Here is a 19,586-nt window from a genome sequence, read left to right as displayed (position 1 = left end):
GCATCAATGCCGCCCTCCTCGCGCAGTTCGTCGAGATCGGCATAGCCGGTCAAGGCCAGGAATTCGGAATTGGCGTGGAACAGTTCGTCGCCGCTGTGAACCAGAAGCGCCAGCGGCAGATTGTCGAGCATTTCGCCCGTCAGGCTGCTGTTGCTGCTGGTGCGCGCGGGAACGACCGGTGCCGTTGGCTCGGCGGAGATGGTTTCCGTCGTCGCCTCCGCCGGGACTGTGTTTTCCGCTACCACGTCTTCCGTTGTTTCAATTGCATCGGGTTCGGTTTCGGCGGAAGAGGTTGCGGTATCGAGATCGGCGAAATCATCGCCGTCGAGTTTCTGAGGCGTCTTGGACGCGATGCCATCGAACGGGTCTTCGGCGACCGGCGGAACCTCCGCTGCCGGCACGTCATCGTTCGGCCGCTTGCCGAAGGTTTCGCCGAGTTGTCGGGCGATTTCGCGGAAGGCGGCCTGTTCCGAGCGGCTGAGGCTTTCGGCACCCTGCGGGCGGTGGTGATCGAGATTGACGATCTTGTCCGAAGCGCGGCGGCCTTGGGTCTCGACCAGTTTCAGCGCCGGACGCTCGCCCCGAAATGGGTCTTCCGGCGGGATTTCGGAGGCAGTGCGCGTCCGGCCGAATTCGGCGAAGGGATCCTCGTCTTCCGGAGATCCCTGTGCTGCGGCGGCGTCCTCAGCCGACTGCTGATCGTCAGCCGGCTCCGGCGTTGTTTCCGCCTCTGAGATCACTTCATCAGCAGTCAGCTCTTCGCTTGCGGACGTATTATCCGAAACGAGTGTCTCTTCGGTCGTATCGGCATGGTCCGCAGTCGCCTCGACGACAGGTTCATCGAACCCTGCAGCCATCGGCTCCTCGACGGCTACGGCCGGGCTCACCAATGTGTGTCCCAAGGCCAGAGCGTCCTCGACCGCATCGGCGACACGGACGATGCCGAAGCCGCGGAAGCCATCAAATTCACGGTTGCGCGAATAGGTCGGTAGGGCGGCGAGATCGACCGGGACCTGCAGGCTTGTGCCTTCGACCGGCCAGAGGATCGTCTTGCCCGACCAGGTGTCGCGTCGCTTCAGGAGGTCGCCGATCGTGTTGTCGGGATCGAGATGAAAGCGCTCCGCCAGATCGGTGAAGGGCTGGCCCGCGACATCGGCCGCGTTCGGGCCAACGGCCGTGGCGAATTCCTCGGAAATTTCGCTGAAGCGGCCGTCGGCATCGATCTTCCAGACGAAGCGGATGGCCCTGCTGTTCGGATTGAAGACGAAGCCGTCGGTCGCAGGTACGGGTTCAGCCGGGGTGGTGTCCGACGTGGCCAAGGGGGCGGTTTCTGCCATCTGCTCAGGAGCTGACGGGACTTCGGCTGCCGCGTCGGTGCTTTCCGCGACAATCTCCGTGGTTTTATCGCCAGACACGGCAACGCCGTCATCGGCGATGTCGCCGCCTTCAAGCGATACCGCTTCATCAGAGGCGATGACATCCTCCGTCGCAGCATCGGGCAGGACATCGGGCTCGGCTTCGATTTCTTCGGCCGACACTTCGTCCAGAACGTCCGCTTCTGTCTCGGTTGCCGCGAGTTCTGGCGTGGTGCTCTCAACGATCGCCGTTTCGCCCGCCGCCGATTCTTCCGCCGGGCTCACAGAGCCATCGGCTTCGCTGGCAGTAACGCCGCCGTCTTGGTCGCTGCTCGACAGAGTGTCTGCCAGAACATCCGGGACAGGCTCATCCGCCTCGGCAACGGTCTCAACGGTTTCCGTGGAATCGGCCGTGTCGTCACCCGACGGCTCCAAGACCTCATCGGGGGCCACGTCTGCCAGCGGGGCCAACTGGGTGTCTTCCACCGCAGCATCCTGCGCCGGAGCAGCATCGTTGGATGTGTCGGGCTCGGCCGCTTCCGCTGCCGGCTCTTCGGCAAAATCCTCGTTCTCGGCTTCGATTTCCTCGATCTCTCCGATGCCGCCGATGACATCGTCGGGAACCACTGCTGCCGCCGTTGCGGCAACGGCGGATGCCGGTTCGACCGGCGGAGCCTCTGCCACAATAGCTGCCGGTTCCTCGGCGTCCTCGAAATCAGAGCCTGCATCCATCGTGCCGAGAATGGTTTCGACGGCGAAGAGGAGGTGCAGGGCAGGGCTGTCCGACAGCTTGCCGATGGCGGCGGGCAGGTGGCCCTTGCCGGTGGGGATCGGGCGCTTCAGCAGCCAGTCGCTGTCGCGGGAGACGGCCGAAACCAGCGAGCGGCAGGTCTGCGGCGTCATGGCGAGCGCATCGAAACCCGGCGAGGCGGCAAGGATCGCGCCGTCGCCGTCGAGCACGGCCATATGCGTATCGGGATCGTCGAAGCCGGAGATCATCCGGGCGGCGCGCACCTCCGCGCTCAGCGGCTTGCCGCCGCGGGGTGCGGTGAACAGGATCGCGGTTTCGCCCGGGCGCACGGTGATCATCTCCACAGACGCGCTGACGGAGGCGCGCTGGAAGCCGGAGGCGATGCGCATGAGGAAAGAGCGCCGGTCGCCGCTGCGCTCCAGTTGCCGCGCGGCGGCCTCCATCTGGCGATAGGCGGCATCGCCGCGATTGGCGCCGGTATCGATGAAATCATAGATCGAGGGCAGGCCGAACAGGCCGGCGCCTTCGCCATTCGACCAGAGCACCTGATTCATGTCTGGCGAAAACAGCACGGCGGCATCGCCGCGCGCAAAATGCTCCCGCACCCGTTCGTGAACGGCGATGTCGATGAAGGGATACGATTTTGCGGGCATCGGCAGACCTGGTTTTCGAAACCGTCACACGGACGGGATTGTTAACAGTCTATTAATAACCGCCGGGGCGACAAGGGTCCAGCCGCCAGACCCCGAGCCACAGGCCTTTCGCGGCGCAAGGTTAATGCTGGTCATTTTAACGATTTGTGCGATGCACAAATATGTTGCAATGCACAACGAGATCGCCTATATAGACATCATCAGAAAACGGGTGCCTCATGAGAGGGCCAAACCAAGGAGCGCATATCATGGCTACCAAGAAAACCGATGACGTCTTTTCGCTTGCCTCTTTCGACCCGACAAAGGTCACCGAAACCTTCCGCGATTTCGCGGAAAAGGGTGCTGCCCAGTCCAAGGAAGCCTATGCCAAGATGAAGACGGCCGCAGAAGATGCGACGAAGACCGTTGAAGCGACGCTGGAAAGCGCGCAGTCCGGTTCCGTCGAACTCGGCCTCAAGGCCATCGATGCGCTGCGCACCAATGCCGAAAGCTCGCTGTCGCATCTCGAAGCGCTGCTCGGCGTCAAGTCGGTCTCCGAACTGTTCGAACTGCAGACCGCCTTCGTCCGCAAGCAGGCTGAACTGGCCATGGAACAGGCCAAGTCGATGCAGGAAGCCACCCGCAAGGTCGCTGAAACCGTCGCAAAGCCCGGCAAGGACGCCGCTGAAAAGGCTTTCGCCGGCTTCAAGAAGGCCTGATTTCGCCCCGCCGGCCTTGCCGGCACGGCCATCAAGACAGACCGGGTGAGTTATCACCCGGTTTTTTCACATAAGGGCACAAGTTATGTCTTGCAAAAAAGACCGACTGCCCGTATTTGGACCCGGCAAGCGGATATGACCTTGTCTGTCCCGCTTGCCCTTGTGCGGTTGTAGCTCAGTTGGTTAGAGCGCAGGTTTGTGGCACCTGAGGTCGGTGGTTCAACTCCACCCAACCGTACCATTCCTACTTCAAAAAAATCAGCTATTTGCGAGTTTTTGAGGAGGCAAATGCCCGCAAATTTCAAGTCTCAATAACTCGCCATGCCAGATGCTGAACATCGTTTGGTGCCTACGCTTATCCACAGATTTGGTGCTTGCCTGATTCCTGCGGGCAAAGAGTCGGTATCATGACGCCAATCGGTTCCCATAATGGTAATGTGCTGGCAACCACTAGCGCCGACGCCGGTAGGATTCGAGTTGTTGCAAAAATGGACGGCGTGTAGTGTCCAGCAATTCTGGGATGGGCAAAGGGCAGTATTGTGGTGAAGTATATGAAGGCGGAACGGGTGATGATGCGAAATCACCCAGAGATGAGTGAAAAGTGGATCCAGCATCTCATCGCAGAAGACCCCTCGATACTCGGCCTCGGTGATCTCGTCCTCCGTGCGCAGGAACGGATTCATGCGAAGGCCGGGCGATTGGACCTCCTCCTGCAGGATCCGGATACCAACCGCCGCTATGAGGTCGAGCTTCAGCTCGGGCCTACCGATGAATCCCATATTATCCGCACCATCGAATACTGGGATATCGAGCGGAAGCGGTATCCGCAATACGACCACTGCGCCGTGATCGTCGCCGAGGACATTACCAGCCGCTTCCTGAACGTGATCTCGCTCTTTAACGGCACCATCCCATTGATCGCGATTCAAGTTCAGGCGATCAAGGTTGGCGAAGAAGTGACGTTGGTTTTCACCAAGGTTCTCGACGAACTGACACGCGGAGTTGTCGACGAAGACGAAGATGCCGCGGCGGCTCCCACCGACCGGAACTACTGGGTTGCTGTGAAAGGCAGCGAGGCAACCGTTAAAATGGCCGACAAGATGCTGGAGCTGGTCCATGAAATCGCTCCCCATCTGCAGCTCAAGTACAATAAGTTCTATATCGGCCTCGCTCAGGACGGGCAACCGAACAATTTCGTCTCGTTCCGGCCCAAGCGGAGCCACTTGGGATTTGAGTTCAAAATGCCGAGGTCGGATGAAATCGATCAGATCATTGAAACTGCCGGGATCGAGACATTGGAATACAACGTCCGCTGGGGCTTGTATCGTGTTCGCCTTGCCAAGGGTGATGTCGAGAAAAAGGCTGACACGTTGCGCCAGCTCATCAAGCTCGCCTACGACTACAGGAACGCCTGACGCCCTACGATCGGGCCGTCGTATTGCGCCTGGATTCTCCACCTTCGAGCCGATATCAGAACCGGATATGTTGATTGCCGCTGAGAACTGACCCGGCGCCGGGTCAGTTCTCAGCGGCAATCGACAATGTCTTCGATCGATGCCGACATCCGCGTCCCAGGTCGGGACGATATCGGAACGACTCGGCGAGCTGCCAGAGCGTGTTTGTCCCCCCTCACATCTTCCCCCAACCCATAAACCTTGTGTTTACCTAATCCTGTGTCCTTTCCGGTCAGTCCACCCGAAATTAGGATTCTGTTGACCCCTTCGCCCCTAGTGTCGCCCCGTTCGATGTAGAACCGGCACGCATGATGCGCCGCTGAAATGACAATGGGGTTGGTGGCACATGACGTGCGGAAAATATCTGGCAATTCCGGCCGGGGTTCTCGGCTTGGCTCTTATTCTGCTGCCGATGAGTCTTCAGGCGCAGCTCATGCTTTCCTTCGCTGTCCTCGGCATCATGTTCATCGGCATGACACGTCCCGACAACAGCACCTTCCGGGTTATCACGCTCGTCTTCGCCGCCATAATCGCGCTTCGCTATGGGTTCTGGCGCACGACCGAGACGCTGCCGGATATCACCGAGCCGTTGAATTTCATTCCCGGTTTCCTGCTTTATCTCGCCGAAATGTATTGCCTGGCGATGCTGGCGATCAGCTTTTTCATGGTCATCGACCCGATCAAGCGCAAGACGCCGGACATGGGCAACACGACGGACCTGCCGACAGTCGACGTGTTCATCCCGAGCTATAACGAGGATGCCGAACTTCTGGCCGTGACGCTGGCCGCGGCCAAGTCGATGGCCTATCCGAAGGACAAGCTCAACATCTACCTGCTCGACGACGGCGGCACGGAAGCCAAGCGCAACCACAAGAACCCGCATGTCTCGGTCGCCGCCATCCGCCGCCATGAGCAGTTGAAGGCACTCTGCACCGCGATGGACGTGCATTATCATGCCCGCAAGCAGAACGACCACGCGAAGGCCGGCAATCTCAACGAGGGCCTGAAGATATCGAATGGCGAACTGGTCGTGGTGTTCGACGCCGACCATGCGCCGGTGCGTGATTTCCTGCGCGAGACGGTCGGCTTCTTCCGTGAGGATGAAAAGCTCTTCCTCGTCCAGACCCCGCATTATTTCCTCAATCCCGATCCGCTCGAAAAGAACCTCCAGACCTTCGCGCGCATGCCGTCTGAAAACGAGATGTTCTATTCGATCCTGCAGCGCGGGCTCGACAAGTGGAATGCTTCGTTCTTCTGCGGCTCGGCCGCCGTGCTACGCCGCAAGGCGCTGGAAACGACCGATGGTTTCTCCGGCCAGTCGATCACCGAGGATTGCGAAACGGCCTTGTCGCTGCATTGCCAGGGCTGGCATTCGGTCTATGTCGACAAGCCGCTGATTGCCGGCCTGCAGCCGGAGACCTTCGTCTCCTTCATCGGCCAGCGCGCCCGCTGGTGCCAGGGCATGCTGCAGATCCTCATCCTGAAGCGGCCGTTCCTGGCCAAGGGCCTGACGATCCCGCAGCGCATCTGCTATGCCGGCATCAACATGTTCTGGCTCTTCCCGCTGTCGCGGCTGGCCTTCATGTTCTCACCGCTGCTCTACATCTTCTTCTCGCTGGAGATCTACAAGGCCAACATCCTGGAGTTCGCTTCCTATGCGGTCACCTACCTGATTTCCTCGTTTGCGATGCAGAGCTATCTCTATGGCCGCGTCCGCTGGCCTTGGATTTCCGAGCTTTATGAATATGTGCAGTCGGTCTTCCTGTTCGGCTCGATCCTCAGCGTCGTGCGCAATCCCCGCAAGCCGACCTTCAACGTCACCGCCAAGGGCCAGACGCTGGACAAGAGCAAGCTGTCGCCGCTCGCCACGCCATACTTCGCCATCTTCTTCCTGCTGCTCGCTGCCGCCCTCTATTCGGGTTACCGCGTGCTGACGGAACCGGTCGCCAGCGAACTGCTGTTGATCGTCGCCATGTGGAACCTGATCAATCTCGGTCTCGCCGGTGCCGCCCTTGGCGCCATCGCCGAACGCCGCGAGTTGCGCCGCAACCAGCGCCTGCCGGTCAAGCGCCACGCGCTGATGCATATCGACGACATCATCCACCACGTCATCATTCAGGATGCCTCGAGCGGTGGCGTCTCGATCGAATTCGTCGACAAGGCGCCGAAGCTCGATCTCGCCAACCCAACCAAGGCGCGGATCGAAGTGCGTCGTGGCGGCCAGGTCATCAGCTTCAATGTGGTCTATCGCTCGCGCCGGATGCTGGAAAAGTCGGCGATCTGCGGCTTTGCCTATGCCGAACGCACGCCGGAAACATTCATGGCGATTGCCGAGCTGATGTATTCCGACCAGTCGGTGCTGCAGGATCGCCTCGTGCGCCGCCAGGTTCGCCGCAACTTCTTCTGGGGAACCAGCCGGTTTGCGCTCTGGAGCCTGACGGAATCGCTGCGGGCCATCCGTTACAGCGCCGGTCTCATCCGTGAAAGCGTCGTCCAGTCCTTCGAGGATGCGCCGATGGTGCTCAACGACAACAAGGTGGTTGCCGTGCCGCTGCCAGCCAAGACGGCCGACGCCGCTCCGGTTCTCAAGGGAGAGCAGCTCTATGCGTAGATTTTCCCGTGTGAATGTCGCCGGTATGTCCCTGGCATTGGTGATGGCGCAGGCGCTGCCGGCCTCCGCCCAGAGCCTCTTGGATGCAGCCCCCGCTGTCAGCCGCACGCTGCCCGGCGAAAGCGAAAGCATCCTGTCGACCCGCTCGGCGCCGGTCGAAGCCGTGGCGAAGAAGATCAGCGGCCTCGTGCCGTTTGAGCAGGCGACGCCCGCCTATCATCTGTCGGGCGAGGATGACATTGCCCGGCTGACCTTCAACCTGTCGCCGGACCAGGCGGCCACTGGTGGCGCGCTGGTGCTTGCCTATCGCAATGCTGTCTCGGTCCTGCCAGACAGCTCGGTCATGGATGTCGAGGTCAACGGCAAGCCGGCCGGCAGCTACCGGATTGCTTCGCCGAACGGTTTCAAGACGGAAAACCTGAAGGTTGCGGCCGATCTGCTGAAGCCCGGCCGCAACGAGGTGCTGCTGCGCGCCCGGCAGTTCCACCGGGTCGATTGCTCGCTGGAAGCGACCTATGAACTCTGGAGCGAGATTGACCCGGCGACAAGCGGCTTCGTCGCGGCGAAGACCCATGGCTTCCGCTCCTTCGACGACCTCTTGACGATCGCCCGTACAGAGGCCGGCGTCACCGATATCCGGCTGGTCCTGCCGCAGACGGCGACCTCGGAAATGCTCAACGACGCGGCCCCGGTGCTGCAGACGCTGGCGCTGTTTCTCAACCGCGACGACATTTCCGTCAGCATCAGTGAAAAGCCGGGCACGGGTCCCGGCATCGACCTCTATGTCTCGACGGACAAGACGCGGGCGCAGTCAAGAAATTCCGCGATCGGTACGATGCCCTACGGCTTTTCCGTTCGCGATGCGGGCGAGGGCGTCCGGGCCATGGTCAGCCTGCGCGGCGCGACACGCGCAGAAATGAGCGGACAGTTGCTTGAGGCCATCCGCGGACCGCTGAAGGACAGCCTCGACAGCGGCATCTTTTCGAGCCATTCCGGCACGATCGTCGCCGATGCGTCGATGAGCTATACGCTGGCCGATACCGGCTATGAGACCCGGGTCTTTTCCGGTCGGCTGTCGCGCACCCGCTTCAACATGGTGATGCCGGCCGATTTCTATCCGGCCGATTACGCGACGATCAGGTTGAAACTGCACGCCGCGACATCGCCGGGGCTCAAGCGCACGGCGCAATTCCTGGTGCGCGTCAATGATCGTGTCGTCACCAGCTATCCCTTCCGCAATGCCGAAGGTGAACAGTTCGACGGCAAGCTGATCGAACTGCCGCTGCGCGCCTTCCGGCCGGGCAACAACAAGGTCGAACTTCTGGCGGAACTGCCTGTCGAAGCCGACGCGGTCTGCGCGCCGGATCTGCGCGACGATGCCAAGCCGCGCTTCATTCTCTTGAACGATACGAAAATAGAGATTCCCGCCTTGGCACGGATCGGCCGCCTGCCGGATATCGGCGCACTGGCCGGCACGGCCTATCCCTATGCCGATGGCAAGCCGTTCGATATCGTCATCGAGCGCCCGGATGCGCAATCGGCCGGCGCGGCCTTCACCATGCTGTCTCGGCTGGCGCTGGCGGCCCGCAACCCGCTCAATGCCGATATTCGGCTGGGCACCTCCGGCGCGGCGGACGATCGTAATGCACTGGTCATTACCACGCAAAACGCCTTTGCCGAGCTCGGCAGGGCAGGTAAGGGCGGTTTTCCGCTGGACACGCTACAGTCCTCCGCGAACGGGGCGTCGCTGACCGAGACCGATCCGGTCCGCACTGCCGCGATCAGCGACAGCGCCTCGACGATCTCGGAAAGCAATGCCGACGACTCCACCGCGCTGCTCGATGCCTTCCGCAAGTCGACCACGCAGCCCCAGGACAGCCTGTCGATGACTTCGAGGGTTCAGGGCTGGTTTGCCTCGGCCGGCCTGCGTTTCGGCAAATGGCTGAACTATCAGGACGGCTCCGCATCGGTGGCGACACTGAAGGAAGGCCAGTCGCTCCTGACCCTGTCGCAGGCGCCGTCTCCATCCGGCAATGCGGTCTGGACGGTCGTTCATGCGGGGTCGCCAAGCGATATCGCGGCCGGTATGCGTCGTCTGGTCGAGCCCGCCGTCTGGTCGGGCCTGAACGGTGGATCGGCCGAGATCGAGACCGCGAGCCTGACGGTTAACACCATGCCGCCGGCGACACATTTCATCGCCGGCCTGACGGATCAGAGCCCCGGCAATGTCCGCCGCCTCGCGGCCGCATGGTTCTCCGATAATTTCCAGTTCTACGTTCTGCTGATTGTGGTTTCCATGGGTGTTTTTGCGGCCTGGCTCGGCTTTGCCATCCCGCGCAAGAGTGTGAGGTCGGATCAATGATCGTGATGAAGAAACATTGGGTCGCGCTGCTGGCCGCCTCCAGCCTGCTCTTGCCGGCAACCGGCTTTGCCCAGGATTCCGCCAAGCTGCTGACGCAGGCCGCAGGCTCCTTCCGCCTCGTCGATGATGCGATGACGGCGGCAGCGGAGGGGCAGGCGGAAGACCTCCCGCCGGCGTCCGGCGAACAGCCTGCCGAGGCGGTGATGACCAAGGATGGTCCCGACGCGGTGGAACTGGCGGCACTTTATTATTACGCCGAGCGGAAGCAGGACGACCGCGTCGCGGCCGAGGCCGCCCGGTTGCGGCTGAAGTTTCCGCAGTTCGAGATGCCGCAGGATGTGTTCCTGCCGCAATCGGCGCGTGGGGCGGATGAGAGCGCTTTGTGGAAACTCTACGAGAGAAACGACTTCACCGGCATCGATGCCGAGATCATTCGCCGAAAGACCGAGACGCCGGACTGGACCCCGACGGCCGATTTCACCGACAAGCTGACGCGCAAGAAGCAGCGCGTGCTGATGACGGAAGCGGCCGGTGACAAGAACTGGACGAGCGTCATCCAAGCGGCGGGCAGCCTCGATCCGGCAACGGAAACGGAAATGGACCTGCTGTGGACGCTGATCGATGCCTATTCCGAGGCGGATATGAAGCAGCCGCTGGCCGATGTCTATCGGGGCATCCTGCTGCGCGAAGGCGACAAGCGCCTGCCGGATGATGTGCTGGTGACGACCTTGCAAAAGGCGATCCGCGATTTTCCGGCCGCCGAAGTTCAGGCAGTAATGGACAAACTGGCGGTAACCCCGGCCATGCAGGCCGGGTTGCAGCCTGTGGCCTTCGATCTTCTGCGCAAATCGGTGGCCGATTTCAATGCCGATGACAAGGCGACTGCGCCGCTGTCGGAAGAGCAACTCGTGCCGCTGAAGACTGCCGCGCAGCCGAAGGCGGAAGATCTGGCGTTACTCGGCTGGTATTATCTGAAGATCAAGCAGCCGGCCGTCAGCGCGCAGTGGTTCAGCAAGGCTCTGGCGCTGCAGGCGGATGCTCAGAATGCCAAGGGTCTCTATCTCAGCCTCGCAGCTCAAAACCTTGACGAAGAAGCCTATCAGGTCGCGGCCATGCATCTGCAGGACCTGTCCGGCGATCCGGAATTCCTGATGAACGCGCTGTCGCTGCGCTTCGCCAAGCCGGACGCTGCCGCCATCGATGAGAAGATCGTTGCGTCCTATTCGACAACGATCCTTCAGACGCTGAACGCCGATCACGCCGAGATTCTCGCGTGGTATGCCTATAATTCCAAGCAGTACGAGGCGGCTTCTGCCTGGTTCCAGAAGGCGATCGATTGGAAGGTCGCGCCGGCCCGCGTCAAGGGGCTGGCGCTCTCCTATCTCCGGCTGTCGCAGAAACAGGAATTTGCCGGACTGGAGGAGAAATACGGCGCGGCCTATCCGGATATCTGGAGCGAGATCAAGGCGGCCGCGCCGCCGAAGGGCAAGAAGGCGGCCTCCGTCATCAAGCCGCGTGGCGCGATCCAGGCGAATTATTTTCGCAACTTCCAGGCCAAGCGCTACAGCGCCTGCATCAACGATCTCAATGACCTGCAGGCGAGGGGGCAGATGTCTACGGCGGCCGCGCAGATTGGCGGCTGGTGCTATCTCGGCCTGAGCCGGCTTTCGGAAGCCCGCGCCGCCTTTGCCCAGGGGCTGAATGGCAGCGGTCAGGTCCGGGCCGACTCGGCCTATGGCACGGCGCTGACGCTGTTGCGTGGCCGTTTGACCGATGACGCCGAGGCTGTTCTTGCCGCCTATCCGCTCAGCCCTGAGCGCGATCGGGAAATCCGCGCGGAAGTCTATGTCCAGCGCGCGCGGGCCGCCTTCGACCAGAAGCAGTACCAGAATACGCTGGATGCGCTGAATGCCCGCGCCAGCCTGATCGCCGAGCCGGCCGATCTCAGCCAGCTTCGCGGCTGGGCCTATTACCACCTCGGCAACAAGTCGATGGCCAAGCAGGTGTTCCAGCGCCTGAACGACCACCTGGCCGATGCCGGCGTTCGCCGCGGCCTGATTGCCGCCAGCCAGACGGATACCCGCCGATGAAATATCTTCTTCCTGTCATCGCAGCCATGCTGGCGCTGTCGTCCTGCACCACCGTCGACGATCCTTTCCTGCAAACGGGTGCGCTGAAGGCCGATGGCCCGTCGCTCGCGACCTCCGCTTCGGCCGATTATGCACTCGCGGCCCTGCCGGGCCTACCGGCGGCATCGGTTCGCCAGTCCGTCCGTACCGATCATATCGAACAGACGATCCTTTATGCCAATGCTACCGATCTGGCCGGCGAGAATGCGCTGACGGTGACCATCGGCAAGGGTGGGGAGGGCTTCAAGGGCGCACCATCGCAGGCAGAGGTCGAAGCAGAGATGCGCACAGTCCTGTCCGGTGTCCGCATGCGGGTGAGCCCGGTGATATCAGACAATGCCTATGGTGTCTTCGGCTTCGCCACCGGCCCGCTCGGCAAGGGCGGCAGTTGCCTCTATGCCTGGCAACTCGCCAGAAGCATCACGCCGAATGGCGGCGCCGGTCTCGGTTCCGGTTATGCCGCGCAGATCAGGCTTCGTTATTGCAATCCGGCAATGCCGCAGGATCGTGTCGCAGCGCTGATGGAAGGTTTACGGATCAAGCCGGTGTCGGCGCAGACCTTCGAGACGCTGCGCCATGCCGGCGGATCCGGCGCGATGGCGGCCGCTCCGGTGCTTGTTTCGCAGCCTGTGGCTGAGCAGGTCGTAGAGCCATCGGTGGCCGAGGTTGCGCCGGTCCGTCGCAAGCTCCGGCGCGCGGTGAGCCCGGCCATGACCGCCGAACCGGTGGAAGCTGCGCAAAAGACTGTCGAAAACGCAGTGAAGGTGCCGATGCCGGGAGAGGCGGCAGCCTTGGCGGCTAAAGATGCTGTGCCTGTTGTTGCCGAACAGTCGGCAAGCAAGGCGATAATCAAGCCATCGACTGTTCCATTGCCCGGAGCCGTCGCGTTTGCGCAGTAGGTCAGGTTGAGCCGTCTCGATTGGCCGGTTTCGACAGAGAAGGCTACCCTTGCTCTCCGTCATGGTCGGGCTTGACCCGACCATCCACGGCCCCGGCACATAAATCCTCGGCTCAAGGCCGAGGATGACGGATGGAGATGTATGTGCCTCGAAGCAGGGTTCCATCGCCCCTATCCGGAATATGAAGTGCCGCCGACAGACGAGGCCGTCGCGATTCCGGACTGGCCGTAACACATCAGCCACCCCCTACAGAAAGATATGGTGTTCCTCCGTCACCAGTTCCTGCAGGAAATCGACGACGGTGCGGACGCGGACGAGGTCGCGGGCGCTTTCGTGATAGGTCGTCCAGTAGCCGCGCCGGATCGTTGTTTCCGGCAGGACGCGGACGAGTTCGGGGTATTGCCGGGCGATATAGTTATGCAGGATGCCGATGCCGGCGCTGGAGCGCACCGCTTCCGTCTGGCCGGTGGCGCTGGAAATCTCGAAGGACGCATCCCAGCTGCGCATCACCTCACCGGTGAAATTCAGGGAAGCCGTGAAGATCAGGTCTTCGACATAGCCGATGCGGCGGTGTGCCTTCAGGTCATCGACCGTCTCGGGCGCGCCGTAGGACGCCAGATAGTCCCGTGAGGCATAGAGCCCAAGGGTATAATCCGTCAATTTCGAAGAGATCAGCCGCCCTTGTTCCGGCCGTTCCAGCGTGATGGCAATATCGGCCTCGCGCTGCGACAGCGAAAACGAGCGGGGCACCGGCACCAGCTGGATGCGCAGTTCGGGAAATCGAGCCGTCAACCTGCCGAGGCGCGGCGCCAGGAACGACACGCCAAAACCATCCGGCGCCCCGACGCGCACCGTTCCGGCGATCGCCGTATCGATCCGGCCGATCTGTGCCTGCGCCGCCAGCATCTCGGTTTCCATGCGCTCCGCAGCATGCAGGAAGATTTCGCCTTCCGCCGTCAGGTCACAGCCATTTGTGCGCCGGATCAGGAGCCGGGTTTTCAGCGCTTCCTCCAGCGCCGTCACCCGCCGGCTCAGCGTCGCATGGTTCAGTCCCAGCCGCTTGGAGGCCGACAGGATCTGCCCGCTGCGGGCGACAGCGAGGAAGACGCGGACATCATCCCAGTTCATGTGTTGGTCTTCGCGAACAGAGCAATAGGATCGACGTCGATCAGCCTCAGCGCCTTGACCATCGCGGCCGTGCCTTCCTTGTATGTCAGGAAATGCGGTGTGCGGATATGCGCCTCGTAAGCTTCTCGATCGGCATAGACTTCAAGGATGCGGATCTGTTCCGGCCGATCGCGTTCGGAGACGGCATGGAGCATCAGGACGCCCGGTTCCTGCGCGACGGACGCCTCGATCTCCTCCGCCAGAAACCTGCGGTATTCGACGAGTTGGGCGGGATCGATCTCCAGCTCTGCGATCCTGACGATCCTCCCGTCTTGCTGTTCCATGGCCATCTCCAGATCTTGGCATCAATTTTTGCACAACGGTTGCTGAATATCGCGCGTTGATTTGTCGATATTGTAGTGCGACACTCCGCGCATAATCAAGATCAGGAGGATCACCCATGTACGAGATTGGTCATTTCATCGGCGGCAAGAAGGTTGCCGGCAACAGCGGCCGCACCAGCAACGTCTTTAATCCGGCAACGGGCGAAGTTCAGGCGACCGTGGCGCTCGCCAGCGACGCGGAACTGGATGCAGCCGTCCAGAACGCCAAGGCCGCGCAGCCGAAGTGGGCCGCCACCAACCCGCAGCGTCGCGCCCGCGTCTTCATGAAATTCGTCGAGCTCCTGAACACCCACATGGACGAACTGGCTGTGCTGATCTCGAAGGAGCACGGCAAGACGGTCGAGGACTCCAAGGGCGACGTCATCCGCGGCCTCGAAGTCTGCGAATTCGTCATCGGCATTCCGCATCTTGCCAAGAGCGAGTTCACCGAAGGCGCCGGCCCGAACATCGACATGTATTCGATCCGCCAGGCTGTCGGCATTGGTGCCGGCATCACCCCGTTCAACTTTCCGGCCATGATCCCGATGTGGATGTTTGCGCCTGCCATCGCCTGCGGCAATGCCTTCATCCTGAAGCCGTCCGAGCGCGATCCGTCCCTGCCGATCCGCCTTGCCGAACTGATGATCGAAGCCGGCCTGCCGGCGGGCATCCTCAATGTCGTCAACGGCGACAAGGGTGCTGTCGATGCGATCCTGACGCATCCGGACATTTCCGCCGTATCCTTCGTTGGCTCGACGCCGATCGCCCGTTACGTCTATGGCACCGCTGCCCAGAACGGCAAGCGCGCCCAGTGCTTCGGCGGCGCCAAGAACCACATGATCATCATGCCCGACGCCGATCTCGACCAGGCCGCCAACGCCCTGATGGGTGCGGGCTACGGTTCGGCAGGCGAACGCTGCATGGCGATCTCGGTTGCCGTCCCGGTCGGACAGGAAACAGCTGACCGCCTGATCGCCAAGCTGACCCCAATGGTCGAGAGCCTACGCATCGGTCCGTATACCGACGAGAAGGCCGACATGGGCCCGGTCGTCACCAAGGAAGCCAAGGACCGCATCCTCGGCCTGATCAACAAGGGTGTCGAAGAGGGCGCCAACCTCGTCGTCGATGGCCGCGATTTCAAGCTGCAGGGTTATGAAAACGGCAACTTTGTCGGCGGCTGCCTGTTCGACAACGTCACCCCGGACATGGACATCTACAAGACCGAAATCTTCGGACCGGTTCTCTCGGTCGTGCGCGCCAAGAACTATGAGGAAGCGCTCGACCTGCCGATGAAGCACGAATACGGCAATGGCGTCGCGATCTACACCCGTGATGGTGATGCTGCCCGCGACTTTGCATCACGCATCAATATCGGCATGGTCGGCGTCAACGTTCCGATCCCGGTTCCGCTGGCCTACCACTCCTTCGGCGGCTGGAAATCCTCGTCCTTCGGCGATCTCAACCAGCACGGCACGGACTCTATCAAGTTCTGGACCCGCACCAAGACGGTGACGAGCCGCTGGCCGTCCGGCATCAAGGACGGTGCCGAATTCGTCATGCCGACGATGAAGTAAGCCTCTGTAAAATCACATCCTCCCCGATTGGGCCTCCTTGCGGAGGCCCTTTTTTGTGGCCATCGCCTACTTGTGGTTGACCCGGCTTCATCGCCGTTTAAGAGTTCGGGCGGCCGAATATCGGGGGATGATCGGCCGTTCCTTCCATTGTGTCCGACATGACGAAAGAGGGGCGACCATGAGCACGATCGAAACAGCCACACTGCCACCGGCATCGCGAGACTTCCACCGGCTGTCCTTTACAGGAAGCGCCTCCGAATATTTCGGCATCTGGATCGTCAACATTCTGCTGACGATCGTTACGGTCGGAATCTACTCCGCCTGGGCCAAGGTGCGCCGTAATCGTTATTTCTACGGCAATACGGTGCTGCTCGGCCGCGCCTTCGAATATCATGCCAAGGGCAAGCAGATCCTGATCGGCCGCCTCATCGTTTTCGCCTATCTGGTCGTCTACAACGTCCTTCTCAATGTCTATCCGCTGGCCGGCATCGTGCTCGTCGTGGTGATCTTGTTCTTTGTTCCCTGGCTGGTCATGCGTGGCCTGCGATTCAGCGCCCGCGTCACCAGCTATCGCAATGTCCGCTTCGATTTCGTCGGCAAGGTCGGCGGCGCCTTCCTGGCCTTTCTGGTTGGGCCGGTCGTCGCGGCGCTGACATTGGGCATTCTGACGCCGCTCGCGAGCCGCTGGATGTACCGATATATCGGCAATAACCTTCGCTACGGCGGCAAGGCCTTCACGACGGATCCACAGCTCGGTCCGATCTACAAGACATGGCTGTTGTCTGCCCTGATCATCGTTCTCGGTTTCGTGGTCATCGGCACGGTCGTACTGGCGAATATTTCCGTCTTCGCCGCGATGGTCGACAATTCCGGTGCGGTGCCGCCGGAAATGCAGGCTGGCATGTTCATGCTGATGACGCTCAGCATTCTGTCCTTCTACCTGTCCTTCGGCGTCGCGGCGCTGTTCTATCGCGCCGGCGTGCGCAACGTCGCCTGGTCCGCCACGCTGTTCGACGGCAAGCACCAGATGCTCAGCGACATGTCGCGGTTTCGTTATGTCTGGATCGTCATCTCGAATATCATCGTCACGGTCCTGACACTGGGTCTGATGCGTCCCTGGGCGGCGGTGCGATCCGCCCGTTATCAGAACGAGCATACGGCGATCCGCTTCGATGGCGATGTCGGTGAAATCCTGGCGGCGGCGGAGCAGGAGGGCATGGCAGTGGGAGCTGAGTTCATGGACTTCGAGGGCTTCGATTTTGGCTTCTGAGGCCGAAAAAACGATCCGTGGCCACTGGCATCCGCGCGATTCCAGCCGCTCGGTCGCTGCCAGCCTTGTCACAAGAGACGGGCAGGTTGCTGCAATCGGCGATGATGGCGCAGAGCTTTCGGCGGGCGCCTTTTCCGCGCTCGACATTTCGCCGCGGGTCGGCGCCATTCCTCGCCGGATTGAGTTTCCGGATGGCTCATTGTTCGAGACCGCAGACAATGACGCGGTGGACAATCTATTGCGTGCAAACGGGCGCCGGGGTGTCGGTTTCATCCATGGGCTCGAACGGTTTCACCCGCGGCTGATCCTGTTCGCCGCTGCGGTCTTCATCTTGTCCGGCCTGGTTTACCGCTATGCATTGCCTGTGCTGGTCGAGGTTGCGGTGGTGGTGACGCCGCCGGTCGTGCCCGAATTGATGTCGGCCGGCACGCTGGAAACGATGGACCGCACCGTGCTCGACAAATCGGGACTGGACGAGGCGAAGAAGCGCGCGATTTCCGAGGGGTTCGATCGCATCGCGGCACAGTCCGTTCGCGGCAAATCTGCCTATACGTTGAATTTCCGGAAGGGCGGGGCGATCGGGCCGAATGCCTTCGCGTTGCCGGACGGTACGCTGGTCATCACCGACGAACTTGTCGAACTGGCTGGCGATGATACGGAAATGCTTGTTGGTGTGCTGGCCCACGAGATCGGGCATGTCGAGTTGGAGCACAGTCTGCGGCAGATCTATCGTGCTGCGGGAATGGCTGGTCTCATCATGTTGATTGCCGGCGATATCGGAGACAGCGTCGAGGACCTGCTCGTTCAGGGCGGCGGTCTCCTGGCGCTGTCCTATTCGCGTGACGCCGAAGCCGCCGCCGACCGGTATTCGGTCGTGCTGATGGGCAAGGCCGGATATGACCCGACGGCGATCGCCCGCTTTTTTGAAATCATCGAGAAGAAGTTTGGCGATGCGGCTGAAACGAGTGTCTTTTCGACCCATCCGGGCACGCCGGAGCGACAAAAGTCCATTGTCGATTACGCGAAAGAATTGCGGCGACCCGCTACGGGGAACTGATCCGATACGCGGGACCGTTTAACTTGCTTTGATAATTCAACTTTTGGGTGGACAAGCCCGCATGAAGCTGATCATCATCACTTCCAGATGTTTTTTGCTTTTTGGAATTGTTCCAAACTAGCATCCGTCCTATATGAGAGACACGAGCGTGGCGCGGTTGGCAGATTCGCCATTGGATCCATGCACCGTACGGGTTCACAGGGGCTGTCGTCCGAATGGGACGAGCCGGAATTTGAAGTCTGGAGTACGTAATGCGCCTGACGAAGCAAACGAATTATGCAGTCCGCATGCTGATGTATTGTGCCGCCAATGACGGCCATCTCAGCCGCATTCCTGAAATTGCCAAGGCCTACGGTGTTTCCGAGCTCTTCCTGTTCAAGATCCTGCAGCCGCTGAACAAGGCTGGTCTCGTCGAGACCGTTCGCGGTCGCAACGGCGGCGTGCGCCTGCCGAAGCCGGCTTCCGAAATCACCCTCTTCGATATCGTCAAGGTTACCGAAGACAGCTTCGCCATGGCTGAATGCTTCGAAGCCGGCGAAATCGATTGTCCGCTGGTTGATAGCTGCGGCCTGAACGCAGCGCTGCGCAAGGCGCTAAATGCTTTCTTCGAAGTGCTGCAGCAGTATTCGATCGATGATCTGGTCAAAGCGCGTCCGCAGATCAACTTCCTGCTGGGCCTTGACCACCTGACCCACCCGAAGACCGCTGCGGCCTGATGCTTGAGCGTGGGGTTCAACGCACATGCTGATACTTAAAAAGCCCGGTTAAACCGGGCTTTTTGCTGCGTGATTGAATTGTTTGCCCGATGACCCATCCTACGACTTCGTCACATATTCCCGCAGGATGAATTCGATCGCGGTCGGGTCAAGCTCCGCCTTGTCGATGCGGAAATCGACGCCATAGTCCTCGATCTTCTGGAAATAGGGATCGGCAACCGATGAAGAGATCACCCCGATCGGTCCGATAAAGCCCTGTTGTCGCATCGCGGGGACCGTTTCGCGAAAATCGGCCTGTGGCTGCAGCCGGTTGTCCATCAGCACCATGGAAACCGGTTTTCCGGACTTGATGAAGTCCAGAGCCGCATCAATGGTTTCACAATAGTGCAGCTGAATTTCGGTGCTCGTCACCTTCTTCATGATTCCGCGCATGATCAGGTTTTCGGCCGGATCATCGTCGACGAGAAGGATGTGGATCAGGTTTGTCATGACGGTGTGGCTGTTCCGTTTGGGGGAATGGCTGATGATGAAAATGGTTTCGGTTGCCGTCCGGCAGATATCGGTTTC

At 60.9% G+C, this 19,586-nt stretch carries 13 protein-coding genes and 1 tRNA gene; 11 read left to right on the top strand and 3 right to left on the bottom strand.

What is annotated here, in order from left to right:
* Positions 1-3,007: 3,007 nt before the first annotated feature.
* The 7 genes from ASG68_RS02290 to bcsN all read left to right on the top strand — a co-directional run bounded on the left by ASG68_RS02290 (position 3,008) and on the right by bcsN (position 12,912).
* Positions 3,008-3,457 (top strand): phasin, encoded by a 450-nt coding sequence (locus tag ASG68_RS02290; RefSeq protein WP_062583447.1) that lies wholly within the window; start codon positions 3,008-3,010, stop codon positions 3,455-3,457.
* A gap of 164 nt (positions 3,458-3,621) precedes the next feature.
* Positions 3,622-3,698 (top strand) — tRNA-His (locus ASG68_RS02285).
* Between the two features lie 310 nt (positions 3,699-4,008).
* Positions 4,009-4,872: a hypothetical protein gene (locus ASG68_RS02280; RefSeq protein WP_082478243.1), complete on the top strand. Its 864-nt coding sequence runs from the start codon at positions 4,009-4,011 to the stop codon at positions 4,870-4,872.
* Between the two features lie 385 nt (positions 4,873-5,257).
* Positions 5,258-7,522 (top strand): UDP-forming cellulose synthase catalytic subunit, encoded by a 2,265-nt coding sequence (bcsA, locus tag ASG68_RS02275; RefSeq protein WP_082478245.1) that lies wholly within the window; start codon positions 5,258-5,260, stop codon positions 7,520-7,522.
* Positions 7,515-9,884, top strand: coding sequence for a cellulose biosynthesis cyclic di-GMP-binding regulatory protein BcsB (locus tag ASG68_RS02270; protein WP_062602608.1), 2,370 nt, complete (start codon positions 7,515-7,517; stop codon positions 9,882-9,884). The genes bcsA and ASG68_RS02270 overlap by 8 nt, the downstream gene beginning before the upstream one ends.
* A 2-nt stretch (positions 9,885-9,886) precedes the next feature.
* A complete protein-coding gene (locus tag ASG68_RS02265) occupies positions 9,887-11,974 on the top strand; it encodes a bacterial transcriptional activator domain-containing protein (protein WP_156373776.1) in 2,088 nt (695 codons plus the stop codon).
* On the top strand, positions 11,971-12,912 hold the full coding sequence (bcsN, locus tag ASG68_RS02260; RefSeq protein WP_062583524.1) for a cellulose biosynthesis protein BcsN: 942 nt from the start codon (positions 11,971-11,973) through the stop codon (positions 12,910-12,912). The genes ASG68_RS02265 and bcsN overlap by 4 nt, the downstream gene beginning before the upstream one ends.
* A 246-nt stretch (positions 12,913-13,158) precedes the next feature.
* Here bcsN and ASG68_RS02255 read toward each other — a convergent pair whose 3' ends face one another.
* Together ASG68_RS02255 and ASG68_RS02250 are read right to left on the bottom strand one after the other, a co-directional pair.
* On the bottom strand, positions 13,159-14,040 hold the full coding sequence (locus ASG68_RS02255) for a LysR family transcriptional regulator (RefSeq protein WP_062583525.1): 882 nt from the start codon (positions 14,038-14,040) through the stop codon (positions 13,159-13,161).
* Positions 14,037-14,363 carry a putative quinol monooxygenase gene (locus ASG68_RS02250; protein WP_062583710.1) on the bottom strand — a complete coding sequence of 109 codons (327 nt, stop codon included), beginning with the start codon at positions 14,361-14,363 and terminating at the stop codon, positions 14,037-14,039. Before ASG68_RS02250 ends, ASG68_RS02255 begins: the two co-directional genes overlap by 4 nt.
* A gap of 116 nt (positions 14,364-14,479) precedes the next feature.
* Here ASG68_RS02250 and ASG68_RS02245 point away from each other — a divergent pair, with 116 nt between their 5' ends.
* The 4 genes from ASG68_RS02245 to rirA all read left to right on the top strand — a co-directional run bounded on the left by ASG68_RS02245 (position 14,480) and on the right by rirA (position 19,019).
* Entirely contained in the window at positions 14,480-15,976 is a 1,497-nt protein-coding gene (locus ASG68_RS02245; protein ID WP_062583526.1) for a CoA-acylating methylmalonate-semialdehyde dehydrogenase, read from the top strand.
* A gap of 178 nt (positions 15,977-16,154) precedes the next feature.
* On the top strand, positions 16,155-17,246 hold the full coding sequence (locus ASG68_RS02240; RefSeq protein WP_062583527.1) for a YjgN family protein: 1,092 nt from the start codon (positions 16,155-16,157) through the stop codon (positions 17,244-17,246).
* A complete protein-coding gene (locus tag ASG68_RS02235; protein ID WP_062583528.1) occupies positions 17,236-18,303 on the top strand; it encodes a M48 family metallopeptidase in 1,068 nt (355 codons plus the stop codon). The genes ASG68_RS02240 and ASG68_RS02235 overlap by 11 nt, the downstream gene beginning before the upstream one ends.
* Before the next feature lie 251 nt (positions 18,304-18,554).
* Positions 18,555-19,019, top strand: a complete 465-nt coding sequence (gene rirA / locus ASG68_RS02230) for an iron-responsive transcriptional regulator RirA (protein WP_062583529.1) — start codon at positions 18,555-18,557, stop codon at positions 19,017-19,019.
* A gap of 99 nt (positions 19,020-19,118) precedes the next feature.
* Here the strand turns inward: rirA and ASG68_RS02225 are convergent, their stop codons facing one another.
* Complete coding sequence (locus ASG68_RS02225) at positions 19,119-19,508, bottom strand: response regulator (protein WP_062583530.1); 390 nt, start codon at positions 19,506-19,508, stop codon at positions 19,119-19,121.
* Positions 19,509-19,586: the final 78 nt, after the last annotated feature.

Origin of the sequence: Rhizobium sp. Leaf453, from assembly GCF_001425605.1 — a bacterium.
Classification (GTDB): Bacteria; Pseudomonadota; Alphaproteobacteria; order Rhizobiales; family Rhizobiaceae; genus Pararhizobium.
The sequence above is the reverse complement of the archived record's forward strand: the minus strand, read 5'-3'. Positions and strand labels throughout refer to the sequence as shown.